This window comes from Turicibacter sp. HGF1, assembly GCF_000191865.1.
Taxonomy (GTDB): Bacteria; Bacillota_I; Bacilli_A; order MOL361; family Turicibacteraceae; genus Turicibacter; species Turicibacter sanguinis.
In genome coordinates this window covers 1-25770 of the sequence record NZ_AEXQ01000050.1, presented here as the reverse complement: position 1 = coordinate 25770, position 25770 = coordinate 1, and the positions used below count along the sequence as shown (strand labels likewise).

The following is a 25770-nucleotide window of genomic DNA, read 5'->3' as shown; positions in this document are numbered from 1 at the left end:
GGAAATGAAAGGAGAGAGAAGTTATGAGTAAAATTTTTGACGGTAAATTAAAAAGAGTAGGGGGCGTTCGACATTCTGAATACAGTGAGTATTTAGAAAGAAAAAAGCATGGTGATTTTGTCGTAAAAGGTGGTGTCTTCACAGATAGTGAGCGTGCCTTTTATTCAAAGCTAGAATTAGTAACAGAAAGATTTCCACTTCGACCATTAGTGAAAGTAGCATTAAAAGATATATTTGATATTAAAGACAGCTTTCTGAATCATAATCAAATTCATTTAGAAAGATTAAAAAATTATTACATTGATTTCTTAGTTTGTGATGAAGAAACAATGATCCCATTATTAGCAATCTTTTTAGGCAAACATAATTTAGATGAAATGAAATTTATCGAGGGATTATTCGAAGAATTCGAGATTAATATCGCTCATGTCGAAGAGAAAGAAGAATACAATGTAATTGAATTAATTCAAATAATGGAGTTAAATATTGATATGAAAAGTTTAATCAAGTAGGTGAGATAAAGATGAAGTATGATGTTATTGTAATTGGATCAGGACTTGGCGGATTAACATGTGCTTCTCATCTATCAGTACTAGGTTACAAAGTGGCAGTTTTTGAACAACATTTTTTAGTAGGAGGATATGCGACAAATTTTAAGCGACATGGATATGAATTTGATGTTTCACTACATGGAATTGGTGGTTTACAACCAGGAGGAAATGTTTATAGTATTTTACAAGCATGTCACGTACTAGATAAAATAAAACCGATAAAAAATAAATTAGCTTATCAGGTTGAATGGAAAGGAAAGCTCATTGAAATTCCGAATGATTTAAAGAAATATCAAGAACTCTTGATTGAGTTGTTTAAAGAATATGAAAAAGAAATTATGAACTTATTTAAGGCGATTACACGGTTTGAAAATGGATTTAATCGATTCATTTTACAAAGTCATAAAGGAGTATTGAATAAAGTGCATCCTGATGCAGCGCTATCTATGAGTTGGTCGATGAAAACAACGGATGAAGTCATCAGAAAATACGTTAACGATGATGAATTTATACGCTTCTTCACGACTCTATGGTCGTACTATGGGTTGCCCCCTAAGCAACTTAGTGCCATTTATTTTTTCATTCCATGGGTTAGCTATCACCATCATGGAAAGTTTTATATTCAGGGTGGCGGTGGAAAACTATCAAATGCTTTTGTAGACGTTATTCATGAGCATGGAGGAAAAGTCTTCTTAAAATCAGAGGTAGTCAAAATTACTTTAAAGCATCGACAAGCAAGTGGCATCAAGTTGAAAGATGGAACGCAGTATGAAGCTGATATCATTGTTTCAAATGTTAATCCGATCACGTTAAGTACTTTATTACCGACTAATCATTTGAAAATAAAACCTCAAGAAATCGGATGCAGTTTAAGTCAACTTTACTTAGTCTTAGACTGCCATCCATCTAAGTTGAAAATTCCAGAAGAGGAAGTTTTCTTCTTAGGAGGAGACACACCTGAACAAGATTATGAAATAACCTTAAATCAACAATTTGATACATGTGGATTTTTGTTGACGAATTAGGGTTCAATTGATTCAAATTTCGAAGGAATCTTGACTATGACGTATTTAGATAATTATGAGAGGTGGCCAAGCGAAAAAACACAATATAAGTTGAAAAAAGAAGAAGTTACTCAAATGATGTTAGCAAGGTTAGAAAAAATGTATCCTGGCATCACATCTCATATCGTGGTTAAGGAATTAGGAACGCCTAAAACGATGGAGCGATACACTAAAAATCCTAAAGGTGCTGTTTATGGATATGCCCAAACAGTGAAACAATCAGGAAGATATAGATTGAAAAATCAAACAAATATTTCAAATTTATTTATGAGTAGTGCTTGGAATAATCCAGGTGGTGGTTATGAAGGTGTTATTTCCTCGGGAATAATGACGGCTAGACGAATTCATTTAATGAATTATAAATAATTTTGACGAAATGATTTTATAAGCTTCAAGGGATGCTATAATACCCCTGTATAGGAGGGGATTTTATGAAGCATTTTTTGGGGGATTATACGTATCGATTTTACCTTGTGGTTTTAAAGTTAGTTTTAACAATTGTCCCAACAATTTCGATTGTTTTAGTCGTTCTAAATCTATTTTTCTATCAAAATGATTATCAGGTTAATTCGATTCAATTTTTTTTAATGATTTTACTTGCTATTCTTAGAAATTGGATTAGTGTTGTTATTTCATGTATTTTTTGGGTTAGTGCAGTCTTTGTTTTATTAAAGATATGTCATGTTGAAATAGGTGAAGAGAAAATTGAATCACTAGAACATCTTTTTAAACGTTCGAAAACGTCAAGTTCAATTTCAATGATTGAAACGATTTTAGAAATGTTAGGGATTATCTTTTTAGTTTGGCTTCTTTATTTTAACCCTGAGTATATTTCAAGCTATAGTATAAAGGACAATCGCTTGATTCCATTAACTCCCTTGTTTAATAGTAGTGTATTAATTTTTTATCATCCCATGATCATAGCTGTTTATAGCGTTGGTTTTATTTTATCAATTGGAAAATTATTGATAAGAAGATGGTCGCTTGGTTTAGCTATTTTACATTTTGTTTATAAAGCAGGAGTTTGTCTGCTGCTTTGCTTCATTATAATGAATCAATCAGTTTTTAATCCCGAATTTTTTGAGGAAATCTTTATTTATCCTCCTCAAAAAATCATGCTTCACTTTGACATATTCAGCAATGTTATTATAGCAATCATTATCGGGATTACTTTTTTTGATGTGATAAGACCATTCTCAAAAGTTATTAAAGAAATCTAGGAGGCGGATTTATGTTGCTGGATGGATTATCCCTTCTTTTCTAAAATTTTAAAGAAAAGAAGGGGACTTATTTGAAAGATAAATTGAATCAATTAGCAATTCCATTAATGTTAAATAATGTGTTAGGCCTATTAATTGGACTTTGTGATCAGGCAATGATTGGACATGTTTCAATAACAGGGTTTGCAGCTGTTGGAATTGTAGCAGGAATTATTAATAGTTTATCTGGTGTGTTAGGGAGCATATCTATCACTTTTAATATTTTAGGGGCTCGTGCGAAAGGTGTTGAGGATGATGAATTATTGGAATCATATTACCAAATTCATCTGATACAAAGTTTAATGATTGGCCTCATCTTTACTAGTTTTGTTTTTCTTTTTGGAAAACCTATTCTTCAAATTGTTTATCAACTAGAAGGAAAAGTATTAGATGAAGCCATGAGTTATGCCTTTATTTTTAGCATGACACTTGGATTAAACTTACTTCTATTTACGGGTGCAGCCTATTTTAAAATAATGAATCAAACAAAGTATATTTTAATTAGTAACTTAACAGCGGCTATTTTAAATGTTATCTTTGATTATATTTTAATTTTTGGTTTGTTTGGATTGAAGCCACTTGGGATTATTGGAAATGCGATGGGTTCTGTATTAGCACTTCTTGTTAATCTATGTATCTATTTCTTTGTTTTAAAAATGAGAATACGTAAGAAACCTAAGGCGCTAAATTTAGAACATCTTAAGTGTTCATTAAAATTATCCATGCCATTAATGATTCAAGAATTCCTTGAAAGTACGGTTATTGTGCTAATTATAGGGGCATTAGTTGCCAGAATTGGATTACTTGAAGTGGCGGTTTATCAGCTATTGACGATGATTATTGAGATTACATTGATGCCTACGTATGCGTATGGGCAAGGAGTATTGACCCTCATTGGAGAAGGGATAGAAAATTCGTCTAAAATTTTGTATCAGGGAATTATAAGGGCGCTTCTTTTTTACTTTATTTTCGCTACTTGTTTTATGATAAATCGTGAATCATTATTAGGGTTTATCACAAATCAGTCTGTGATGATTGAGACAGCAAGTAGCTACTTACCGTTTGTATACCTCATCTCAGTTTTATTCATTCCAATGACGTTGTATAAATTTAAATTACAAGCCATTGGTTCCACGAAAAGAGTCATTGCTGATACTTTAATTAGTTATACTATAGGTCTTTTAGTTGCATTTTTATTGGGTTTAATTACTCAACGATTACTTAGTATTTATATTGGACTAGGGAGTGCCTATTGTATTTGTCTATTTCTATTTAGAAGCCATTCGTTTAAAGTTTAATAAATTTAAAAATCACTCTTCTTATTTGATGAGTGATTTTTTTAGTGGGTTACTATCAAATTTTTAAATATATTTGATGAAAAATGATATTAGAGTAAGGATTATATATAAAGTAGGTAAATGCTTAAATTACAGTTTATGAAATCTTTTAAATCAAGAATAAAGCACGATGAAATAGAGATTATGCTCATCTCATTTTTAGAGGGATTAAAATAATTTCTAAATTCAGAAACTATAAAGGATTTATTCTTCATATCTTCTTTATATTTATTTGATAAAATGATGAAGTGACTAAAAAAGGAGTTGTTTGGGTGAATATTTTATTAATTGAAGATGAAGTGCTGGTTTTAGATGCATTAAAAGCTTACCTTGAACGTGAGCAATATCGAGTATTTGTAGCAACAACAGGAAATGAAGGATTGACTATTTTTGAAAAAGAAAAAATAGATCTCGTTATTTTAGACCTCATGCTACCCGATATGAAAGGGGAAGAGATTTGCCAACAAATTCGTGCTATTTCGGATGTTTACTTGTTCATGTTAACAGCTAAAGGGAGTCTTGAACATCGAATTTTAGGATTAAATTTAGGAGCTGATGATTATCTAGTTAAACCATTTAGTCCTCGTGAACTAGTCGCGCGGATTAAAACAGTGGTTAGAAGAATAAATGGACCTTTACAAAATATAAACCTATATGATGATGGTTATTTACTGATTGATCAATCCAAAAGAATCGTTAAAGTTCAAGAAGAAATCGTTCCCTTTACAACAACCGAATTTAATTTGCTCGTTTTGTTAATGGATAATAAAGGTAAAGTTTTGACGCGAGAACAATTGATTAATCAGATACTCGGTTTTGATTTTAATGGCTATGATCGCACAATTGATGTGCATATCAAAAATATTCGTAAAAAAATTGAACAAGATACAAAACAGCCCCGCTATATAGTGACTGTTATGAAAGTGGGATATAAATTTGGGGGCACTTTTAATGGTTAGTATTAGAAGACAATTAACTGTCATGTTTTTTGGATGTGCTAGTTTAACCGCTATTTTAATTTATTATTTTGTCAATGTAACCATTTGTTCTCAAATAGATGAGTATATGATGGAAAATCAGGAAAAACGTAATGAACGCTTGGTCACCTATTTTGAAGATTATTATCAGAAAAATAAGCAGTTCTCATCTGATGCAGGTTCCGAACTAATGCACGAAGCTTATATGAATCAATTTTGTTTGATTTTAATGGATTCAAATCAAAATGTCATTTGGGGGATGAGTCCCGATTCAATAAAAGGAGATAGTATGGCTCCAATATCTGGGGACTATCAGGCAAAGATATACGAACTAAAAGTAGATGATGAGCTAATTGGATATTTAGAAATTGGTCAGCATACCCCATTATTATTATCTCAACAAGATCTTGATTTTAAAGAATCGATTAATCGAAGTATGATATTAAGTACGCTAGTCGCAATTGTGATTATTTTAGGATTGAGTATTCTATTCTCTAAACCTTTATCAAAGGCAATTCATGACGTTTCAAATATGGCATTTAGAATCTCAAAGGGAGTATTTGATTTACGGATTCAACGTAAAAGTAAAATTAGAGAAATACAAATTTTAAATAATAGTATTAATGAATTAGCAGATAAGTTACAACAACAGGATACATTAAGAAAACAATTAATCTCTGATGTATCACATGAGTTAAGAACGCCATTAAATATTCTACAAACTAATTTTGAGGCGATGATTGATGGAGTATTGCCATTAAATCAAGAACGATTACAATCGCTTAATAGTGAGGTCATTCGCTTTGGAGAATTATTAAAAAATCTAGAAGTGTTGAAGAGATTCGATTCGGGAGATGAAAAATCGATGTATGCCCCATTATCTTTATTTGAGCTGATTAACGGGATGGAATCAGAAATAAAAGCTCTATTATCCCAAAAATATATTCAGTATGAATTTAATTCAAGTCTTCTAGAAACAGATCTTATTATTGGAAATTCAAATCAAATTAAACAGGTTATCTTAAATTTAGTTTCAAATAGTTTTAAATTTACCAAAGAATATGGGGTTGTTTTAATTAAGTTATCCAAAACATCAGATGAAATTATTTTACATGTTGAAGATAATGGAATAGGGATTAAAGAAGATGAAATACCCTATCTATTTGAACGATTTTATCGCTCAGATCAGATTCGTCATCAAACAGAGGGTAGCGGCATCGGCTTAAGTATTGTAAAAAAAATTATTGATTTACATGATGCAAAGGTTGAAATTAAAAGTGAAGTAGGGGCAGGAACAATTGTTGAAATTCATTTTTTAAAAGTTATTTAATTTCTTCATATTATCTTTATATCTTTTTGTTATTGTGTTGGGGAAGAGGTGTTGAAGATGAAAAAAATGACCTTTGTAATTGAAGGTATGAGTTGTATGAGCTGCAAGCAAACGATTGAAAAACGATTAAAAAAGCAAAATGGAATCAAAAAAGTGGGAATTAACTATGAAGCAAAACGGTTGAATATTACATTTGACGAATCTTTAATTTCTATAGAACACTTAAAATTAGAGTTAGAGTTATTAGGGTATCAATTAAAAACTGAAAAAGAGGCAAGAGAAGATAAAAAATTAATCCTATTAGCCATTATTTTAATAGCAATTATCTATTTTTTATTTGAACGAGTTACTCCAGATTTTAGTGGATTATTAACCTCAAATCAAAACCTAAGTTATATTATTTTATTTATTATTGGGATTACGACTTCTTTTCACTGTGTCTCTATGTGTGGAAGTCTTGCTCTTTCACAAGTGATTCATCATGAAAATCAAGTTAAACGAAACATTCTTTATAATTTAGGACGTATTATTTCGTATACCCTACTAGGGGGTATCATTGGATTGCTTGGAGGGGTTGTCACAACGGATATTCCATTCTTTAATTTGATGCCAATTATTTTAGGGATTATTATGATTGTCATGGGATTAAGTAAATTCGGATTAATTAGAGAATTAAAAATACCAATGTTTAAATTAGGACGATATAAATCAAAGTTCCAATGTCAAGGACCTTTTATTTTAGGTCTTGCTAATGGACTAATGCCATGTGGGCCATTACAACTCATGCAGTTGTATGCATTAGGAACTGGTACTTTTATACAAGGGGCATTAGCGATGTTTTCCTTTAGTCTTGGAACAGTTCCGTTAATGCTAGGGCTTGGTTTGTTTTTAAATAAACTATCTGCTTTTTCGCGGACATTTGTCTTTAAACTAGGAGCTATCCTAATTATCTTTTTAGGAATCAATATGACATTAAATGGATTAACAACGATTGGCTTCGGTTCAACTTTAAGTTTGCAAACTGAATCTCGAATTGAAGCAGAAATGATGGAGGGGAAGCAGGTCGTCGAATTTGATCTAGGTCGTCGTAATTACGAAGAGATTGTTGTTCAAAAAGGAGTGCCTGTTGAGCTAATAATCAACGCCAGTCAAGGAACGCTCAATGGTTGTAATCGTACACTTATTTTAAAAGATTTTAATTTGAAATCAGATTTAAAAGTTGGAGAGAATGTAATTAAATTTATGCCAACTAAAACAGGGACCTTTACCTATTCATGTTGGATGGGAATGATTCGAAATACAATTAAAGTAATTGATTAAAAAATTGGGATTTTTTAAATCCCAATTTTTTATAATAAGTTTTTGGTTGACAATAATAAGAATGGCATTATAATATAACCATAGACCCCCACCCCGGGGGAGGGAGGTATAGTTAATGAACGAAGAACGAAAAAAAGCACTACAATCATTAAAAACAGCTAAAGGTCAAATAGATGGAATTATTAAAATGATTGAAGAAGAACGTTACTGCATGGATATTTCAAATCAAATTGTAGCAGCGCAAGCGTTACTAAAACGTTCGAATCTTTTAATTTTAAAACAACATTTAAATCATTGTGTGAAACAGGCTGTTATAAACGGTGAAAGCGACGAGAAAATAGATGAAATTATGACCATACTCGAAAAAGCAATGTCTAAATAAAGTGAGGTGATATTATGGAAAGTAAGTCAATGAAAATTGAAGGAATGACCTGTTCTGCTTGCGCAAATCGGGTTGAAAAAGTTGTTTCTAAATTAGATGGCATAAATAAAGCCTCTGTAAACTTCGCAACTGAAACTTTGAGTGTTGAATACAAGACTAGAAAAGTAACGGAGCAAAACATTCAAGAAGCAGTAGAAAAAGCAGGGTATAAAATTCATAAGAATATGAAGACCTATACAGTAGATGTTAAGGGAATGACTTGTTCTGCTTGCGCAAATCGCATTGAAAAAGTAACCGGAAAAATTTTAGGTGTTGAAAATTCAACCGTCAACTTTGCAACCGAAAAATTAACAGTTACGCTTGATGAAAATCAAGTGACATACGGTCAAATTAAAGCAGCCGTAGAAAAAGCAGGGTACGAGATAATTAAAGAAGAACAAAAAGAAACAGAAGTGAAAACAAAAGATGAATCATCAAAATTATTAACTCGTTTCATTGTTTCTTTAATTTTTGCAGTCCCATTATTAATTATTTCAATGGGACACATGGTAGGAATGCCTCTTCCAAAAATGATTGATCCGATGATGAATCCTTTAAACTTTGCACTCATCCAACTTGTTTTAACGTTACCTGTTGTGATTGCAGGGTATAAGTTCTATAAAATTGGATTAAAAAATTTAATTAAACTAAGCCCTAACATGGATTCTTTAATTGCTATAGGAACATTAACAGCATTTTTCTACAGTGTATTCGGAATTTATATGATTACAAAAGGTGATACATCGTACGCTATGCACTTATATTTTGAGTCAGCAGCCGTTATCTTAACGTTAATTACGCTAGGTAAATATTTAGAAGCTGTTTCGAAAGGAAAAACATCTCAAGCTATTCAAGCTTTAATGGGATTGGCTCCAAAGACTGCAACCATTGAACGTCGTGGCCAAGAGTTAGTGTTACCGATTGAAGAAGTATTAGTTGGAGATATCGTAATTGTAAAACCAGGTGAAAAATTACCGGTAGATGGCGTGGTAATAGAAGGAAGCAGTGCCGTGGATGAATCGATGTTAACAGGTGAAAGTATTCCGGTCGAGAAGTCTGAAGGTAGCTTAGTCATTGGTGCTAGTCTCAACAAGACAGGATACATCAAATATCAAGCGACAAAGGTTGGGAAAGATACAGCTCTCTCTCAAATCGTAAAACTTGTGGAAGATGCTCAGGGACAAAAAGCACCAATTGCTAAAATGGCAGATATTATTTCGTCATACTTCGTGCCGATTGTTATTGGACTTGCCATTATCTCCTCGTTAGCTTGGTTATTTGCCGGAGAAACAGGAGTCTTTGCATTATCAATCTTCATTGCTGTTTTAGTTATTGCCTGTCCTTGTGCTTTAGGACTGGCAACCCCAACTGCCATTATGGTTGGAACCGGAAAAGGTGCTGAATATGGGGTCTTAATCAAAGGTGGAGAAGCATTAGAGACAACGTATAAATTAAATACCGTTGTCTTTGATAAAACAGGAACAATTACAGAAGGTAAACCAAAAGTAACAGATATTATTACTATTGATACATTAGAAGATGAGATTTTAGCGTTAGCAGCAAGCGCGGAAAAAGGATCAGAACATCCACTTGGAGAAGCTATTGTACGCGCAGCAGAAGAACGTAACTTATCATTTAGAAGTATTAGTCAATTTAATGCGATTCCAGGACACGGGATTGAAGTTTTAATTGATAAAAGAGATATTTTATTAGGTAATAAAAAATTAATGAATGAGAAAAATATTGATATTAGTTCTGTTAATCTCCAAGCAGATCAATTAGCAACAGATGGAAAAACACCCATGTATATTGCAGTTGATAATAAGTTAGCCGGAATTATTGCTGTAGCTGATACGGTGAAACCAAGTAGCCAAAAGGCAATTGAAACGCTACATGCGATGGGAATCAAAGTAGCGATGATTACAGGTGATAATAAAAAAACGGCCGAAGCTATTGCCAAGCAAGTGAAAATAGACATTGTTTTAGCAGATGTTTTACCTGCTGATAAAGCAAATGAAGTAAAAAAACTTCAAGCTAATGGTGATTTAGTTGCCATGGTTGGTGATGGAATTAATGATGCACCGGCTTTAGCACAAGCTAATGTTGGAATTGCGATTGGAAGTGGAACTGACGTTGCAATTGAATCAGCAGATATCGTCTTAATGAGAAGCGACTTAATGGACGTTTCGACAGCGATTAAATTAAGTAAAGCAACGATTCGTAATATTAAACAGAACTTATTCTGGGCATTTGGATATAATATTTTAGGAATTCCAGTTGCGATGGGAATATTACATATCTTTGGAGGGCCGTTATTAAATCCAATGATTGCAGCGGCTGCCATGAGTTTAAGTTCTGTTTCAGTTTTATTAAATGCATTAAGATTACGTAATTTTAATGCTTAAAAGTTAAGGAGGAATTAAAGATGAAAAAGAAAATTCAATTAGATGGTATGAGCTGTGGACATTGTGTGGCACATGTTAAAGAAGCATTAGAAACATTAGAAAATACAACAGATATCCAAGTTGAATTAGGAACACAGTCAGTACTTGTTGAAACAGGAGCAACTGATGAATTAATTCGTCAAGCGATTGATGATGCTGGTTATACAGTTGTATCAATTGACTAATAGGAATTAATAAAAAGCTATGCACACTTTGTGTGCATAGCTTTTTTAATATCCGAAATAAGGTAATAAGATAAACCATAGAAGATGCAGACAATTAATAATGAAATAGAACCCCAATAAGACAAAAATACACCGATTTGTTAACTTTATCATTTTAGGAGTTGCTGATTGAAGTCGGTAATAAAGATAGATAAATAAAAGAGCTGGAATAATTCCCTTTACCCAAAAAGTAGCAAAGTTGTTTTTTATCATAGATGCCATCAAAGGATTAGCTTCTAAAATGAGTCCAGTTCGAATTAAAAGTAACGTTAGAAGAATATCACTAACATTTAAAATGTATAAAAGGATAAGCTTGACTTTAATATGACTTAAACTAGTTTGTTTAATAAATTGAAACATGTATCTCCCTACCTTTCAAGGTCCTTCTATCTTTAATATAGGACGGTAAGGGATGTTATATTCTTGTATCTTACAAATTTGTAAGACAGTTCAATAGGTAATGTAAGACGGACTTTGTATAATGAGTAAGGTTGGATTAACAATAATAATATTTGAATAGGTATTAAAGATAAAGGAGTTGTTATAGATGAGTACCATTTTAAGTGTTGAAAAAGTAGAAAAGTATTATGGAAATAAAGATAATGTCACAAAAGCTATTGATCAAATTAGTTTTAAAGTTGATAAAGGAGAATTTGTTGGCATCATGGGACCATCAGGAAGTGGAAAAACAACTTTATTAAATTGTATTTCTACGATTGATAAAGTAACAACAGGTCATATTTTAATTAATAATCAAGATATCACGACGATGAAATCTAAAGTATTAGAAAATTTTCGTCGTGATGAATTAGGATTCATTTTCCAAGATTTCAATCTTCTTGACACGCTAACAGCTTATGAAAATATTGCACTCGCATTAACAATCCAAGGATGTAAAGTAAAAGAAATTGATCCGCTTATTCAAGCAGTTGCTAGCAAACTTGAAATTACCCAAGTCCTATCAAAATATCCATATCAAATGTCAGGGGGACAAAAGCAACGTGTAGCTTCAGCAAGGGCAATTGTCACAGACCCATCGATTATTTTAGCGGATGAACCGACAGGTGCACTTGATTCAAAATCTTCTCGTCTATTGCTTGAATCATTTGAAAAATTAAATCAAGAATTAGAAGCAACTATTTTAATGGTGACGCATGATGCGTTTACAGCAAGTTATGCACATCGTATTTTATTTATTAAAGATGGTAAAATCTTTAATGAGTTAATTCGAGGCAATGATTCACGTAAAGAATTCTTTAATCGAATTATTGAAGTCATGACCATTCTCGGAGGTGACATCAATAATGTATTCTAAAATTGCGCTTGGAAATGTCCGCAAAAGTTTTAAAGATTACGCTATTTATTTCCTAACCTTAACTTTTGCAGTCTGTATTTTTTATTGTTTTAATTCGATTGAGTCACAAAAAGCAGTTCTTGATATGAGTGCCTCACAAGCCGGTTATATGGAAAGTATTAATCAACTTCTATCAATGGTCTCTGTTTTCGTTGTGTTTATATTAGGTGGACTTATTCTATATGCGAACAACTTCCTCATCAAAAAGCGTAAAAAAGAACTAGGTGTTTACATGACGCTGGGAATGGGGAAAAGTAAAATTTCGAAAATATTAGTCTTAGAAACTTTTATTGTTGGAATTTTATCATTAGTCGTTGGACTAGGAGTAGGAATTCTTTTATCACAAGGACTTTCTGTGTTTACTGCAAAATTATTCGAAGTAGGTATGACACAATTTCGATTTGTTATTTCATTTAGTGCGATTATAAAAACAATCATTTATTTTGGGTTGATTTTCTTATTTGTGATGTTTTTTAATACAATCATTATTTCAAAATATAAATTGATTGACTTATTAAATGCTTCTAAAAAATCAGAAACAATTAAAGTTAAAAATCCAATCCTTTCACTTCTCATCTTTTTAGTAGCAGTTATTATGCTAATAACTGCGTATGGCATTGTGCTAAAAGTCGGACTAAATGAGATGAGCAGTCTCTTTAATCTTTCAATTGTACTTGGAATTATTGGGACCTTAGGATTTTTCTATGGTGGAGCAGGATTTTTATTAGCGATGATCCAACGTAGTCAAAATATCTACTTAAAGAAATTAAATATCTTTGTAGTTCGTCAAATCCATAGTAATATCAATACAAATTTCCTATCTGTTTCGCTCATCTGTTTAATGTTATTTATTACAATCGGTGGGTTATCAACAGGTTTAAGTATGAAGACATCTATTGAAAATGGAATTGTGGCTCCTTTTGATGCTTCGGCCTATATGTATGTGGATGATGAAGATGAAATCAAAACCATGCAACAAGTTGTTGAAAAACTAAATTTTGATTTTAAGGGAAATGAGCATATGTTTTTTGAAGCATATAGATTAGAGGGGATATCTACAGGAGACCTTATTTTACCTTACGTAACGGGAACATTAAAAGATCAATTAGAGAATGGTTATTGGAATTCTATTAATGCTATTAAAATTTCAGACTATAATAAAATTCAACATTTATTAGGAAAGGATTCAATTACCTTAAATGATCATCAAATTTTAGTGACTTCAAATTTCTCAAAATTCCTAGAACCGCTAAAGGTGTATTTGAAAAATAATTCAGAGATTAAAATAAATGGTGAAACATTCGAAATCAAAAATAAAGACGTAATGACTGACGCAACTTATAATTCTGCTTTAGCTGATAATATATTAACTTTGATTGTTCCAGATAAGGTAGTTTCTAGCCTAGAGCCAACTATGACTTATATGAACATTCAGTATACAGCACAAGATAAAGTAGAAGCTGAGTCTTATTTTGGTGATTACTTAAATAGTTTTTTTGAAGAAGGTAGTAAAGATGGGATTTTTCTCATCGGTTATACAAAACAACAAATCTATGAAAATAGTCGTGCAACGTCGACAGTAGTTTTATATGTAGGACTTTATTTAGGAATTGTCTTTTTATTATCTAGTGCAGCAGTCTTAGCACTGCAACAATTATCGGAAGCTAGTGATAGTATCGAACGTTACAAATCATTACGAAAAATCGGCGCCACTCAAAAAATGATTAATAAAACAATCTTTATTCAAACATTAATCTACTTCGCCTTACCACTTGTACTGGGAATGATTCATGCAGTATTTGGTATTTATGTAGTTAATAAAGATTTAACATCACTATATGGGCAGTCCGATATATTAGTTTCATCGATTATGACGATGATGGGGATTATCGTTATTTATGGAGGGTATTTCCTCACAACGTATGTGGGTTACAAATCAATCATCAAAAATGCTAAATAATTAAAGTTGTTTACAATGATTCATCACTAAGAAAAGGATGCAAAAAGGCATCCTTTTTGAAATTAACATATGATTTTGATAAAGATATCTTATATAATTTAAGTTATATTGAGAGGGATGGTAGGGGAATGATTATTTTTTATAAATGTTTAATTTTAATGATTGTGTGTGTTGATTTTATTTATCTTATGATAAATAAAAATAATAAGTTATTTTATATTAGTAATCATTCATATCAAGTGAAAGATACTAGTTTGTATCCGATAATTCGAATTTATCAAGTGAGTATTTTATTATTCGTTATAGCAATCATAGGAATTCTTGATATTAATTTCATGTGGTTACTTGTAACAGCAATGATGGTTCTTGAATTCGTCATCGTCAAGGTGGCTTTGAAAAAGAATTATTTAGAATTAATGAGTAAGAAGTAATAGTTTATAAAAAAGCGACTTTTATTCTCGATTAGGTAGAGAGGAAGGTCGCTTTTTTGATAAGTATTAAAATCTTTATAAAATCTTTAAAATTTTATCATAAGATACACTCAGTTAAGAAATTAAAGGAGTGCGATAAATGATGGAAACCGTATTGTTTGTGGATAACTTAAATAAAAAAATCAGACGACGTGAGATTATAAAGGATGTGAGTTTTACGGTAGGTAAAGGTGATATTTGTGGATTTATCGGTCCTAATGGAGCGGGAAAAACAACGATTATTAGAATGTTAACCTCACTTGTTAAACCGACATCGGGACAGATTCAATTAAATGGTTATGATGTCGTCACACAGCGTAAAGAGGCTTTGCAAAATCTTGGAGCAATTGTTGAGTCGCCAATATTCTTTTCCCATATGAGTGGGGAGGAAGTCTTGATGAACCTAGCGTTATTAATCCCAAATAAAACAAAGTCAGAGCGCCTTGCAAAGGTTTTAGAAGTGCTAGAGGTTGTAGGACTAAGTGATCGGAAAAAAGATAAAGTTTCAACGTATTCTCTTGGAATGAAGCAACGACTAGGGATTGCACAGGCTTTACTTAATGACCCTCAAATCATTATTTTAGATGAGCCTGCGAATGGACTCGATCCACTTGGAATGGTAGAACTCCGTGAATTAATCTTGAAACTAAATACGGAGCAGGGGATTACGTTCTTTATCTCAAGTCATCTACTAGATGAACTTCAAAAAATTTGTAACAAGCTTGTCATTATTAAAAGCGGGACTATCGCTTGGCAGGGGGCTAAAGACGATTTCTTAGCCCTAGGTAATCAAGACGCAACGCTTGAAGAAGTCTTCATTAAGTTAATTCAGTAGGAGGATGACATGAAACAATTAATTCACAGTGAATTCAAACGATACTTTTCTAAAAAATCATGGTTGGGTGTTTTAGGTTCAATTCCATTTATGATTGCTTTGATGGCTTCACAAAGCCTTAAAGCAAACCAAATCGTGACACTGGATAGAGTGGCAAGTTTTAATACGTTTGCTTTATACACGCCACTGCATAAAATTTTTACGTTTTATTTATTTGCAGTGGTCATCTTACTTGTTGTAACGACAATCGCAAGTGAGTATGAAAAAAGTGAAATTCGAATGGTACTCATTAGAGGATATAGTACACGACAAGTCTTTTTCGTGAAACTCATGATGATCGTATTGGCGCTATTTATTTTTATCGTCGGCTATGTTGCCTGTTCCTATTTAGTAGCATCCGTGATATTTGAACATCAGACTGTTATTTCAAGCTTTTTAAGTTTTGACGATTTAACGTCAGTTCAAGTGTTTCTGATGACCCTTAAGTACTATGGGCTCCTATTTTTAATTTTAGCAGTCTTTGCTATGGTCATTGCTTTTTTTGCGATGTTTACAAAGTCAGTTATTAGTACAACAGTCATTGGATTATTAATAGTCGTGGCATCATTTGGATTTTATATGGTCACACAATTAGTGGGACGGTACATCAGTGGAATAGATATCAATCAATTAAATTTACTTGCGTTACCACTGATGCAATTAAAGGGGGCTTATCAAATTGTAGCGGGACATACGACTAGCCTGCATCAGAGCCTTACGATTTTAGGAAGCTATTTTATATTGTTTATGGGATCAAGTTATTATCTGACAGGTCGTCAGGACCAATTTATTTAATGAGGTGAAGAGAATGAAACAATTAATTCAAAGCGAGCTATCGCGTCTTGTGATGAGACGTCGAACAGCTATTATTTTAATCATCAGTCTATTAGCATTTATATTTATAGCATTTTTTAATTCAACGTTTGGAGTTGGATTTTATGATCCATTCGTGACCGCTAATTTAGATTCTTTAAATTTTACACCTTTTATTTTACGTGACTATCATTTTTATTTAGTTCTGATTTTGTGCCCGCTATTAGTGGTAGAAACGTTTAATCGTGAACGTTATAGTGGAGAGTACCGAATGGTGATGATTCGTCCTTATTCAAGAGTGCAACTTTATGTTGCTAAAATATTGACGCTTGCGATTGTTATGGGGGTATTTTCAATCATATTGTGGATGATGGCAAATATATTTGCTCAGCTGATGTTACCTAAGGTAATGAACACGTCATTCTTTGAATCACAGACCTTATATACGAGCACTGAAGCAATCCTATTTAGTCTAAAATTTTACATTGTAGAATATGTTATCTTAATCAGTGTGATGGGAGTCATCAGTCTGATCTCACTTCTATTACCAAATACGATTTTAGCATTCTTAGGATCAGTGTTCGTGTTATGTCTTGTTGGATTCGGAATGCCAGTATTTGAGTTTTTAGTAAGTTCAACACGCTCTATTTTTGATTTATTACTTGGAATGGGAAGTAGCGGAAATGTTATACTATATGTATTGGTTATTTTAGGAATTGGAATTGGAGGTTCCTATGCATTGTTTAGACGTAACGACTATTTATCTTAGAGGTGAACGATGAGTCAAAAAATATTAGTGGTAGACGATGATTTAGAAATTTTGGAAATGTTATATGATGCGTTAAATGATGAAGGTTATCTTGTGTATAAAGCATCAAATAGTTTTGAGGCTAGAAGTCAGCTCAAAGTAAATCCTGATTTGATGATTTTGGACGTCATGATGCCAGGTCAGGATGGATTTGAGTTTTGTAAGGAAATTCGCTCAGTCGTGAGTTGCCCCATTATTTTTCTAACGGCGAAAGTTTCAGAATCAGATTTAATTCAGGGATTCGCCATTGGGGGAGATGATTATCTAACAAAGCCATTTAGTTTACGAGAATTAAGGGCGCGAGTTGCGGCGCATCTTCGCCGAAATGAACGTCAAAGTTCAAGGGAGCAAAGTTTTTTAATTTTTCAACATTTAAAAATTAATTTACAGAGCAGAACTGTTTTATATTTCGATGAATGCGTACCGCTGACGAAGCGAGAATATGAGATTGTGGAATTGCTAGCCTTAAATAAAAATCAGGTTTTTTCAAAGGAACAAATCTATGAATTGGTATGGGGGTTAGATGCTGAAGGTGATTGTGCGACGGTAGCAGAACATGTTAAGAAAGTTCGTTCTAAATTTCAAACAATTCAAACTGATTTCAATTATTTAAAAACTGTTTGGGGTGTCGGATATAAGTGGGATGTGTAATAAGAAGGAGCAAAATTAGATGCTAAAAGAACGTTCATTATCAACTCAAATTAATTTAAGTTTTCTTGGGATTTTGAGTTGCACCTTTGTGAGTACCGTTGTGATAATTTTTTTATTTTTAGTAGTAGCTCAGTATGTAGCGTATCCTGCTAATCATTATGAACAACAACTTCCAATGATTGTGGATTATGTGAATCAACATTCAAGTTCATTGTTAATAGGGGAAGGAAAAGAAGAATTTGAAAGGACCTTTGATTTGAGTAAAGTCACGTATCAAATCGTTAACTTTGATACGGAAGGTGAATCAGATTTAATCTCAAAATTAAATACAACACAATCTGATGGAAATGGAAATTATACAAAGTATATTCCGCTTACGGATAGTAAAGGAACGTTAAAAGGATGCCTTAGCTATACATATCCCCTTCGATTAATGCCATTAGAAAATCGGCAGTTTGTCTATTTAATCATGTTTATCGGAGTCTTTAGTTTACCATTTCTATTTTTGATTTTTTATATGTGGTTCTTCGGGAAAAAGTTAAAAATTAATGTGATGATTCCTCTTCAAAAGTTGAAATGGGCATCGCAAAAAATTGAGAATCAAGATTTAGATTTTGAGTTGCATGAAGACTATAATAATGAGTTTAATGAAGTAATCGTCTCATTTGAAAAAATGAGAAAAACATTAAAAGAAACGTTAACAAAACAATGGCAAATTGAACAGCAACAAAAAGAATTAATTTCAGCACTTGCCCATGATTTAAGAAGTCCTTTGACTGTTATAAAAGGTCATGTTGAATTATTGCAAGATGGTGCTTATCAAAATGAAGCGAGATGTTTAAAGTATTTAAATGTCTTAGAAGGGGCAACGAATCGATCAATCGTGTTAGTAGAGGATTTAAATTTATTATCTCAACTTGATCAACTAGATTTTATTTTCCAACAAGAAAATGTTAATGTGCTTCAATATTTTTCAACTGAACTTGAATCATATGAGGATATTTGTCTGAAATATCAATTAAACTTGAGGACTGATTTAGATTTGTTAAATCCAACACTCATAATGAAGTGTGATCCGCTTAGATTATCAAGAGTGCTCGATAATATTCTGATGAATGCCTGTCGATATGCGCCTACGTCCTCTGATATTGGTGTCTTAGTGTATCAGAAAAATAAGGCAGTGATTTGTGAGATTACAGATCAAGGAAATGGATTTTCGGAGGAGGATTTAAAGTATGGACTTGAAAAGTTTTATCGAGGAAATAAAGCCCGTTCTAAAGATGGAGGCTCGGGTCTAGGGCTTTATATTTGTCAACGAATTATGAAGTTGCATGGAGGAGAAATCGTGCTTTCTAATCAAGAAAGTGGGGGCGCCAAAGTTGTAGTTTATTTACCGTTACAGGATTGATTTTATTTAGATTGCTTGGTTGACAATAAAAAATGCGAGTGGTATTATAGGTTTTATAAAACGTATACATTAAGGGGCCAGCTATGAAGATAAAACGAGTATTAAACAATAATGTTGTCGTTTCTCTTGATGGAAAAGGACAAGAAATTATTGTAATGGGCTGTGGTATTGCCTTTCAAAAGAAACCTAATGATATCGTTAATAAGTCTAAAGTTGAGAAGGTTTTTGTACTAGAAGATCAGATGATGATTGGAAAGTTCCAACAACTTTTAGATGAAGTTCCAATGGAATATATGACCATTACGGATCGAATTATTAAGTATACAGAAGAGAAGTTTAACAAACCGATTAAGGATATTGTCTATCTGTCAATTACGGATCATATCTATAACTCTGCGTTAAGATTTAAAGGTGGAGTTGTCCTTAAAAACGGATTGCTTTGGGACATTAAACGTCTGTATAAAGAGGAATTTGAAGTAGGGTTATATGCATTAAAAGTGATTCAAGAAGAAGTTGGCATTGAATTCCCTGAAGATGAGGCAGCTTATATTGCGACTCATATTGTCAATGCAAGACTTAATGAAGAAATCCCAATTGTCATGAATATGACGAAAATGACGCAAGAGATTTTGAACATCGTTAAATACCATTATCGAATGGAGTTGGACGAGGAATCTTTAGCTTACAGTCGATTTGTAACACACTTAAAATTTTTTGCACAACGCCTTTTTAACAATAAAAAATATGTGAGTCAAGAAGATGATGAATTGTATAATATTGTGAAGTTAAAATACAAGGATGCTTATGAATGCGCAAAAAAAATTGACAAGTTTTTAGAACTTGAGTATAATTACAAACTGACACATGAAGAAGAACTTTATCTCATCATCCACATTGAACGGGTGGTAGAAAAACATAAATAATCAGGATTGTGACTGGTAAGGCAGGCAAGACCTAAGTTTGGGAAATACGCTATGAGTATAGCTATTAGTATGCCCTTCTTAGGTCTTTTTGTTATTTATGTTCAAAATAATCAGGATTGTGACTGGTAAAGCAGGCAAGACCTAATTTGAGTTATATGGGACGAAACTATCCATTGGACCCCGTATGCTCATTTTAGGTCTTTTTTGTTACTTAAAAGGGAGATGAATCTAAATGAAAAAATATTTAGTCCTTGATATAGGTGGAAGCTCAATTAAATATGCTATGATGAATGAATCGGCGGAGTTTTTAAGTAAAGGCAGTGTTAAAACACCGCTTGATTGTATTGAAAGTTTAGTTGAAATCATTGGTCAAATTTATGATGATTATAAATTTGAGATTGAAGGAATGGCTATTAGTATGCCAGGTGTTTTAGATTCAGATACAGGTTATGCGTATAGCGGTGGATGGTTAAAATACAATAGTGGACAAAATATTATTGAAGTATTAAAAAAACGTTGTAACACAGTGATTGCTATTGAGAATGATGCGAAATGTGCAGCATCGGCTGAACTTGGTTTTGGAAGCTTAAAGGGATGTAAGGATGCGGCAGTTATTGTACTAGGAACTGGTGTTGGTGGTGGGATTATCATTGATGGTAAAGTTCACAAAGGGAGTCATTCATTTGCAGGAGAATTTAGTTTTATGCGTATGAATTGCAACGAGATTGATGCGATGAACCACGTTTGGGGTTTGAAAAATGGTGCGCCTGCACTAGCAGAAACAGTGGCTAACATCAAAGGTATACCTGTTGAAGAGGTGAACGGATTGTTCATTTTTGAATTGGCGAATTCAGGAGATGCAAAAATATTAACAGTCTTAGATGAGTTCACAAGATGGATTGCGATGCAAATTATTGATATTCAGTGTCTAATTGATCCTGAGTTAGTAGCAATTGGTGGAGGAATTAGTGCTCAGCCATTGTTAATTGAATTGATTCAAAAGCATCTAGACTCAATGGAAGAAAACTTCGGATTCTACAAGCCTTCAGTTAGAGTGGTACCTTGTGAATTTAGAAATGATGCAAACTTAATTGGAGCATTATATAGTTTCTTAACAAAAAATAATTAATGACGTTATCTAGGCTAAATGCCTTTAGATATATATTGGATTGTTACTGGTAAAGCAGGCAAGACCTTCATGTTAAATTTCAAAACAATGGAGGAAAAAATGATGGATTATGCAAAACTTGCAAAAGAATTATTGGATTTAATGGGTGGAAAGCAAAATGTTAAGGATGTCACTCATTGTGCAACACGTTTACGATTTAATTTAAAAGATGATTCAATCGTAGATGAAGCAAAAGTAAAAAAAGTAAAAGGTGTCATGGGAGTGTCTAACAAAGGTGGGCAATTCCAAGTCATTATCGGTCAAGATGTTGCGAAAGCACACCGTGAATTATTGAAATTAGGAAACTTCGCTGGAATGGGAGCTGGGGCTTCAAAGAAGGAAAAAGGAAAAGTTTTAGATACAATATCAGGTATCTTTAATCCGATTTTACCAGCTATTACGGGAGCAGGAATGATGAAAGCTCTGTTAGTTTTACTAACAGCTTTAAACGTTGTTTCCCCAACGAGTCAAACGTATATTGCCTTAGAATTTATTGCAGATGCTGCCTTTTACTTCTTACCTATGATGTTAGCCGTCACATCAGCTAAGAAATTTAATACAAATGCCTTCTTAGCCATTACAATTGCGGGAGTTTTATTACATCCAACATTTGCAGGAATTGTTGGAGCGGGAGAGCCCTTCTCATTCATTGGATTACCAGTTCAGTTAGTGGGATACGGAACATCTGTTATTCCGATTATTTTAGCTGTGTGGTTAATGTCTTATGTTGAAAAATTTGCTGAAAAAGTGACGCCTAAAGTCGTTAGCTTCTTTGTGAAGCCATTATTAACAATTTTAATTGTTGCACCAATTACATTAATGGTTATCGGCCCTCTAGGCATGATGATTGGTAATGGATTAGCCTATGTGTTCTTATGGATGTCAGAAAACTTAGGTTGGTTAGCTTTACCGGTTATGGCGGCACTTTGTCCTTGGATTGTCATGACAGGTATGCACCATGGATTTACACCGTTAACAATGTCTGCTTTTGCTAAATATGGATATGATCCAATTACTTTCCCTGCAAGTTTATGTTCAAATATTGCACAAGGTGGAGCAGCCTTAGCCGTAGGGTTTAAATCTAAAAATCCTGAGATTAAGCAGTTAGCGACATCAGCAGGGATTACAGCGGTATTTGGTGTAACAGAACCAGCGTTATTTGGGGTTAACTTAAGATTTAAAAAACCAATGTTAGGAGCGACAATTGGAGCGACGGTTGCTGCTATTTATGCTGGAGTTGTTGTTTTAAAAGCATTCGCAATGGCAACACCAGGATTAGCTTCACTTGCAATGTTTATTGGAGAAGGGCAATTCTCTAAAAATATTTTACATGCCATCATTACATTAGTCATTGCGTTAGTTGTTTCATTCATTGCAACATGGATGATTGGATTTGAGGATGAACCGGTTGAAGTAGAAGCAGCCGAAGAAGAAAAAGAAATTGTACCATTAAATAAAAAAGTAAAAGTGATGAGTCCAATGGAAGGAAATATTGTACCGTTATCAGACGTTAATGATGCAACATTCTCACAAGAAATTATGGGAAAAGGAATTGCAATTGAACCGACTGTTGGTCAAGTCGTAGCACCATTCGATGGAACTGTTACTGCTCTATTTCACACGAAACATGCGATTGGATTAACATCTGATGAGGGTGTAGAAGTATTAATTCATGTTGGAATCGACACAGTTCAATTAAATGGAGAACATTATAAAGCGTATATCCAAAATGGCGATAAAATCAAAGCAGGTGATTTATTAGTGGAATTTGATATTGAAGCGATTAAGGTTGCTGGATACGAAGTGGTAACACCGGTAATCATCACTAATACACCTACTTATAGTGATATTATTCCAATGAAAGAAGGCTTAATTTTAAAAGGTGAGGAGTTATTAACTATATTATAGGTAGAAAGGATGAGTTTTTATGTTATCAGGTGTATTTCAAAAAGAGTTCTTATGGGGAGGCGCAGTTGCGGCGAATCAATTAGAGGGAGCTTGGAATGAAGATGGAAAAGGAGTTAGCATCGCAGATGTTTATACGGCAGGAGCTGTAGATAAATTTCGTGAAGTTACAGATGGAGTTTTAGATGGAGTATACTATCCAAACCATGTCGGGATTGATTTCTATCACCGTTATAAAGAGGATATTAAGTTATTTGCTGAAATGGGATTCAAATGTTTCCGTACGTCTATTGCGTGGACACGAATTTTTCCACAGGGTGATGAGTTAGAGCCAAATGAAGCGGGATTACAATTTTATGATGATTTATTTGATGAATTATTAAAATATGGAATTGAGCCTGTTATTACATTATCTCATTATGAAATGCCATATCATTTAGTAAAAGAATATGGTTCATGGCGTAACCGTCAATTAGTTGATTTCTATACACGTTATGCAGAGGCTGTTTTGAAACGTTATAAAGATAAAGTAAAGTATTGGATGACTTTCAATGAAATGAACGGAATTCCTCATATGCCTTGGGTCACAGCAGGAATTCAAATCCAAGATGGAGAGGATAAAAAGCAAGTCTTTGCTCAAGCAGCGCATCATCAATTTGTCGCGAGTGCTAAAACGGTAAAAATGGCACGTGAAATCAATCCAGAAATGAAAATGGGATGTATGGTTATCATGGGATATACATATCCGAATACATGTAATCCATTAGATTCGATTGAACGTGAAGCATTCATGGATGAGACATTAATGTTTACAGATGTTGTCGTTCGAGGTTATTATCCAAAATCAGCCTTACTTCGCTATGAACGCGAGGGAATTAATGTTGTCATGGAAGATGGCGATTTAGAGGTTATTAAAGAAGGAACAATGGATTATATTGGATTTAGCTATTACATGTCATTTGTTGCCTCATCAGAAGCAGGAGAAACGGTAAGTGGAAATGGAATCGCATCAGTTAAGAATCCATATTTAAAAGCCAGTGACTGGGGATGGCAAATTGATCCAGTAGGGCTACGCTTAACCCTAAAGTTATTACATGATCGTTACCAAATTCCATTATTCATTGTTGAAAATGGATTTGGAGCACATGATGTGATTGAAGAAGATGGTTCAATTAACGACGATTATCGTATTGAATACTTAAAACAACATATCATTGAAATGAAAAAAGCAGTTGAAATTGATGGTGTTGAATTAATTGGATATACACCTTGGGGATGTATTGATCTTATTAGTAACGGAACAGGTGAGATGAAAAAACGTTATGGATTTATTTATGTTGACCGTGATAATGAAGGTAACGGAACACTAGAACGTTCTAAGAAAAAAAGCTTTGAGTGGTACAAAAAAGTCATCGCAACGAATGGAGAGGAACTATAAAATATCTTCATTAAACGTATATAAATTAAACTTCTAATATCTTTCAAACAAAAAAGAGATAGTTCGCCTGTAGAACTATCTCTTTTGATATAGTTTTTTTATACTAGTGTGAACGACATATCTGAACTTATATATAGTGTTTATCATTTTTTACTTCTTTGATTTTATCTTCAAGAATTTGAGCCAGTATAGCTTCTTTATGCATAGTATATCTGTCTCTAGCAATAGGTGAAACTTTAATTAACATAATAAATAGGTCAAGAAGGAAGAATACAATTATATTAAAAGTTAAAAAGTGTTTTTCATTATTACTTCTCTAGGATAAACCTTAATTATAGTTGCATTATATTAATTAGAATATAAGAATGTCATTTTTATATCTTACAAAAAGGCCGCGGTTCTGTAAGAGAGGACCAATTTATGTTATACTTTTTAAAAGTATTGAGAAGGAGGATATTTTTTATGACGTCAAATCGCTTTAAGAAGCAGTTAGATTTTTTAATTGAAATTGATAAAGTTAAAAATATTTTACGTATGACATCCATTGCAGATGGAAGCCGTCGTGAAAATGATGCTGAGCATTCATGGTCACTTGCAATGATGGCCTTATTATTTCACGAATATATGCCTCACACAGATATTTTGAAGGTAATTAAGATGGTTCTAATTCACGATTTAGTTGAAATCTATGCAGGAGATACATTTGCATTTGATGAAACTGGGTATGAGGATAAGGAAGAAAGAGAACAGTTATCTGCAGATAAAATTTTTGGAATTTTAGAATCAGACCAAGGTCAAGAGTTACGTCGTTTATGGGATGAATTTGAGGCTTGTGAAACAGAGGAAGCACAGTATGCTGCCATGCTTGATCGTTTACATCCTTTTATTATGAATTATCTTCATGAAGGTGGGACCTGGAAGGTGCACCAAATTACAGATGAGCAAGTTTATAAACGTAATCAGATTACATTAGATAAAGGCCCACAAGAGTTTATTGATTTTATTCATGAAGTTGTCACTGACTTTGTTGAAAAAGGTTATATTAAGTCAACCAAATAAAAAAAATGATAG

Annotated in this window: 25 protein-coding genes; 24 read left to right on the top strand and 1 reads right to left on the bottom strand. The window is 33.0% G+C overall.

Annotated elements, in window-relative coordinates; genetic code table 11:
* Positions 1-23: 23 nt before the first annotated feature.
* From HMPREF9402_RS04725 to HMPREF9402_RS04680, 11 genes are all read left to right on the top strand, one after another.
* Entirely contained in the window at positions 24-512 is a 489-nt protein-coding gene (locus HMPREF9402_RS04725) for a DUF2726 domain-containing protein (RefSeq protein WP_006784822.1), read from the top strand.
* An 11-nt stretch (positions 513-523) separates the two neighbouring features.
* On the top strand, positions 524-1576 hold the full coding sequence (locus tag HMPREF9402_RS04720) for a phytoene desaturase family protein (RefSeq protein WP_009606663.1): 1053 nt from the start codon (positions 524-526) through the stop codon (positions 1574-1576).
* 36 nt (positions 1577-1612) lie between these two features.
* Entirely contained in the window at positions 1613-1981 is a 369-nt protein-coding gene (locus HMPREF9402_RS13965) for a phytoene desaturase family protein (protein ID WP_050780855.1), read from the top strand.
* Positions 1982-2046: 65 nt separating this feature from the next.
* Positions 2047-2835: a hypothetical protein gene (locus HMPREF9402_RS04715; protein ID WP_009606687.1), complete on the top strand. Its 789-nt coding sequence runs from the start codon at positions 2047-2049 to the stop codon at positions 2833-2835.
* Between the two features lie 71 nt (positions 2836-2906).
* A complete protein-coding gene (locus HMPREF9402_RS04710) occupies positions 2907-4172 on the top strand; it encodes an MATE family efflux transporter (protein WP_009606662.1) in 1266 nt (421 codons plus the stop codon).
* A gap of 311 nt (positions 4173-4483) precedes the next feature.
* The gene (locus tag HMPREF9402_RS04705) at positions 4484-5170 is read left to right on the top strand and encodes a response regulator transcription factor (protein WP_009606658.1); all 687 of its coding nucleotides are present in this window, start codon (positions 4484-4486) and stop codon (positions 5168-5170) included.
* The gene (locus tag HMPREF9402_RS04700) at positions 5163-6518 is read left to right on the top strand and encodes a sensor histidine kinase (RefSeq protein ID WP_009606683.1); all 1356 of its coding nucleotides are present in this window, start codon (positions 5163-5165) and stop codon (positions 6516-6518) included. Before HMPREF9402_RS04705 ends, HMPREF9402_RS04700 begins: the two co-directional genes overlap by 8 nt.
* A gap of 57 nt (positions 6519-6575) precedes the next feature.
* Positions 6576-7838 carry an urease accessory protein UreH domain-containing protein gene (locus HMPREF9402_RS04695; RefSeq protein WP_009606701.1) on the top strand — a complete coding sequence of 421 codons (1263 nt, stop codon included), beginning with the start codon at positions 6576-6578 and terminating at the stop codon, positions 7836-7838.
* A gap of 115 nt (positions 7839-7953) precedes the next feature.
* Positions 7954-8220 carry a metal-sensing transcriptional repressor gene (locus HMPREF9402_RS04690; RefSeq protein ID WP_006784829.1) on the top strand — a complete coding sequence of 89 codons (267 nt, stop codon included), beginning with the start codon at positions 7954-7956 and terminating at the stop codon, positions 8218-8220.
* A gap of 14 nt (positions 8221-8234) precedes the next feature.
* Positions 8235-10664, top strand: a complete 2430-nt coding sequence (locus HMPREF9402_RS04685) for a heavy metal translocating P-type ATPase (RefSeq protein ID WP_009606661.1) — start codon at positions 8235-8237, stop codon at positions 10662-10664.
* A gap of 20 nt (positions 10665-10684) precedes the next feature.
* Positions 10685-10888 (top strand): heavy-metal-associated domain-containing protein, encoded by a 204-nt coding sequence (locus HMPREF9402_RS04680; protein WP_009606657.1) that lies wholly within the window; start codon positions 10685-10687, stop codon positions 10886-10888.
* Between the two features lie 45 nt (positions 10889-10933).
* On the opposite strand, the gene HMPREF9402_RS04675 is transcribed toward HMPREF9402_RS04680, so the two are convergent.
* Complete coding sequence (locus tag HMPREF9402_RS04675; RefSeq protein WP_039930836.1) at positions 10934-11287, bottom strand: DUF5658 family protein; 354 nt, start codon at positions 11285-11287, stop codon at positions 10934-10936.
* 187 nt (positions 11288-11474) lie between these two features.
* On the opposite strand from HMPREF9402_RS04675, the gene HMPREF9402_RS04670 reads away from it, so the two are divergent.
* From HMPREF9402_RS04670 to HMPREF9402_RS04610, 13 genes are all read left to right on the top strand, one after another.
* Positions 11475-12242 (top strand): ABC transporter ATP-binding protein, encoded by a 768-nt coding sequence (locus tag HMPREF9402_RS04670; RefSeq protein ID WP_009606666.1) that lies wholly within the window; start codon positions 11475-11477, stop codon positions 12240-12242.
* Entirely contained in the window at positions 12232-14241 is a 2010-nt protein-coding gene (locus HMPREF9402_RS04665; protein ID WP_009606667.1) for an ABC transporter permease, read from the top strand. The genes HMPREF9402_RS04670 and HMPREF9402_RS04665 overlap by 11 nt, the downstream gene beginning before the upstream one ends.
* 128 nt (positions 14242-14369) lie before the next feature.
* Positions 14370-14672, top strand: coding sequence for a hypothetical protein (locus HMPREF9402_RS04660; RefSeq protein ID WP_229059741.1), 303 nt, complete (start codon positions 14370-14372; stop codon positions 14670-14672).
* 139 nt (positions 14673-14811) lie between these two features.
* Positions 14812-15546, top strand: coding sequence for an ABC transporter ATP-binding protein (locus tag HMPREF9402_RS04655; protein ID WP_229059740.1), 735 nt, complete (start codon positions 14812-14814; stop codon positions 15544-15546).
* A 9-nt stretch (positions 15547-15555) separates the two neighbouring features.
* The gene (locus HMPREF9402_RS04650) at positions 15556-16380 is read left to right on the top strand and encodes an ABC transporter permease (protein ID WP_006784838.1); all 825 of its coding nucleotides are present in this window, start codon (positions 15556-15558) and stop codon (positions 16378-16380) included.
* A 13-nt stretch (positions 16381-16393) separates the two neighbouring features.
* Entirely contained in the window at positions 16394-17167 is a 774-nt protein-coding gene (locus tag HMPREF9402_RS04645) for an ABC transporter permease (RefSeq protein ID WP_009606651.1), read from the top strand.
* Between the two features lie 9 nt (positions 17168-17176).
* Entirely contained in the window at positions 17177-17857 is a 681-nt protein-coding gene (locus tag HMPREF9402_RS04640; protein WP_006784840.1) for a response regulator transcription factor, read from the top strand.
* A 19-nt stretch (positions 17858-17876) separates the two neighbouring features.
* Positions 17877-19265 (top strand): sensor histidine kinase, encoded by a 1389-nt coding sequence (locus HMPREF9402_RS04635; protein WP_009606682.1) that lies wholly within the window; start codon positions 17877-17879, stop codon positions 19263-19265.
* 83 nt (positions 19266-19348) lie between these two features.
* A complete protein-coding gene (gene licT, locus HMPREF9402_RS04630; protein ID WP_009606675.1) occupies positions 19349-20188 on the top strand; it encodes a BglG family transcription antiterminator LicT in 840 nt (279 codons plus the stop codon).
* 232 nt (positions 20189-20420) lie between these two features.
* On the top strand, positions 20421-21317 hold the full coding sequence (locus tag HMPREF9402_RS04625; protein ID WP_009606680.1) for an ROK family protein: 897 nt from the start codon (positions 20421-20423) through the stop codon (positions 21315-21317).
* Positions 21318-21419: 102 nt separating this feature from the next.
* Positions 21420-23264 (top strand): beta-glucoside-specific PTS transporter subunit IIABC, encoded by a 1845-nt coding sequence (locus tag HMPREF9402_RS04620; protein WP_039930835.1) that lies wholly within the window; start codon positions 21420-21422, stop codon positions 23262-23264.
* Positions 23265-23283: 19 nt separating this feature from the next.
* On the top strand, positions 23284-24699 hold the full coding sequence (locus HMPREF9402_RS04615) for a 6-phospho-beta-glucosidase (RefSeq protein WP_009606673.1): 1416 nt from the start codon (positions 23284-23286) through the stop codon (positions 24697-24699).
* A gap of 462 nt (positions 24700-25161) precedes the next feature.
* The gene (locus HMPREF9402_RS04610) at positions 25162-25758 is read left to right on the top strand and encodes an HD domain-containing protein (RefSeq protein ID WP_006784848.1); all 597 of its coding nucleotides are present in this window, start codon (positions 25162-25164) and stop codon (positions 25756-25758) included.
* The last annotated feature ends 12 nt before the right edge of the window (positions 25759-25770 follow it).

What these genes read in the sequence shown, in the direction of transcription:
- HMPREF9402_RS04675 (WP_039930836.1), bottom strand. Translation starts at nt 11,287, where the DNA reads ATGTTTCAATTTATTAAACAAACTAGTTTAAGTCATATTAAAGTCAAG.
- HMPREF9402_RS04615 (WP_009606673.1), top strand. Translation starts at nt 23,284, where the DNA reads ATGTTATCAGGTGTATTTCAAAAAGAGTTCTTATGGGGAGGCGCAGTT.
- HMPREF9402_RS04720 (WP_009606663.1), top strand. Translation starts at nt 524, where the DNA reads ATGAAGTATGATGTTATTGTAATTGGATCAGGACTTGGCGGATTAACA.
- HMPREF9402_RS04670 (WP_009606666.1), top strand. Translation starts at nt 11,475, where the DNA reads ATGAGTACCATTTTAAGTGTTGAAAAAGTAGAAAAGTATTATGGAAAT.
- HMPREF9402_RS04700 (WP_009606683.1), top strand. Translation starts at nt 5,163, where the DNA reads ATGGTTAGTATTAGAAGACAATTAACTGTCATGTTTTTTGGATGTGCT.
- HMPREF9402_RS04655 (WP_229059740.1), top strand. Translation starts at nt 14,812, where the DNA reads ATGATGGAAACCGTATTGTTTGTGGATAACTTAAATAAAAAAATCAGA.
- HMPREF9402_RS04645 (WP_009606651.1), top strand. Translation starts at nt 16,394, where the DNA reads ATGAAACAATTAATTCAAAGCGAGCTATCGCGTCTTGTGATGAGACGT.
- HMPREF9402_RS04635 (WP_009606682.1), top strand. Translation starts at nt 17,877, where the DNA reads ATGCTAAAAGAACGTTCATTATCAACTCAAATTAATTTAAGTTTTCTT.
- HMPREF9402_RS04660 (WP_229059741.1), top strand. Translation starts at nt 14,370, where the DNA reads ATGATTATTTTTTATAAATGTTTAATTTTAATGATTGTGTGTGTTGAT.
- HMPREF9402_RS04715 (WP_009606687.1), top strand. Translation starts at nt 2,047, where the DNA reads ATGAAGCATTTTTTGGGGGATTATACGTATCGATTTTACCTTGTGGTT.
- HMPREF9402_RS04625 (WP_009606680.1), top strand. Translation starts at nt 20,421, where the DNA reads ATGAAAAAATATTTAGTCCTTGATATAGGTGGAAGCTCAATTAAATAT.
- HMPREF9402_RS04695 (WP_009606701.1), top strand. Translation starts at nt 6,576, where the DNA reads ATGAAAAAAATGACCTTTGTAATTGAAGGTATGAGTTGTATGAGCTGC.
- HMPREF9402_RS04620 (WP_039930835.1), top strand. Translation starts at nt 21,420, where the DNA reads ATGGATTATGCAAAACTTGCAAAAGAATTATTGGATTTAATGGGTGGA.
- HMPREF9402_RS04610 (WP_006784848.1), top strand. Translation starts at nt 25,162, where the DNA reads ATGACGTCAAATCGCTTTAAGAAGCAGTTAGATTTTTTAATTGAAATT.
- licT (WP_009606675.1), top strand. Translation starts at nt 19,349, where the DNA reads ATGAAGATAAAACGAGTATTAAACAATAATGTTGTCGTTTCTCTTGAT.
- HMPREF9402_RS04690 (WP_006784829.1), top strand. Translation starts at nt 7,954, where the DNA reads ATGAACGAAGAACGAAAAAAAGCACTACAATCATTAAAAACAGCTAAA.
- HMPREF9402_RS04665 (WP_009606667.1), top strand. Translation starts at nt 12,232, where the DNA reads ATGTATTCTAAAATTGCGCTTGGAAATGTCCGCAAAAGTTTTAAAGAT.
- HMPREF9402_RS04725 (WP_006784822.1), top strand. Translation starts at nt 24, where the DNA reads ATGAGTAAAATTTTTGACGGTAAATTAAAAAGAGTAGGGGGCGTTCGA.
- HMPREF9402_RS04640 (WP_006784840.1), top strand. Translation starts at nt 17,177, where the DNA reads ATGAGTCAAAAAATATTAGTGGTAGACGATGATTTAGAAATTTTGGAA.
- HMPREF9402_RS04685 (WP_009606661.1), top strand. Translation starts at nt 8,235, where the DNA reads ATGGAAAGTAAGTCAATGAAAATTGAAGGAATGACCTGTTCTGCTTGC.
- HMPREF9402_RS13965 (WP_050780855.1), top strand. Translation starts at nt 1,613, where the DNA reads ATGACGTATTTAGATAATTATGAGAGGTGGCCAAGCGAAAAAACACAA.
- HMPREF9402_RS04650 (WP_006784838.1), top strand. Translation starts at nt 15,556, where the DNA reads ATGAAACAATTAATTCACAGTGAATTCAAACGATACTTTTCTAAAAAA.
- HMPREF9402_RS04680 (WP_009606657.1), top strand. Translation starts at nt 10,685, where the DNA reads ATGAAAAAGAAAATTCAATTAGATGGTATGAGCTGTGGACATTGTGTG.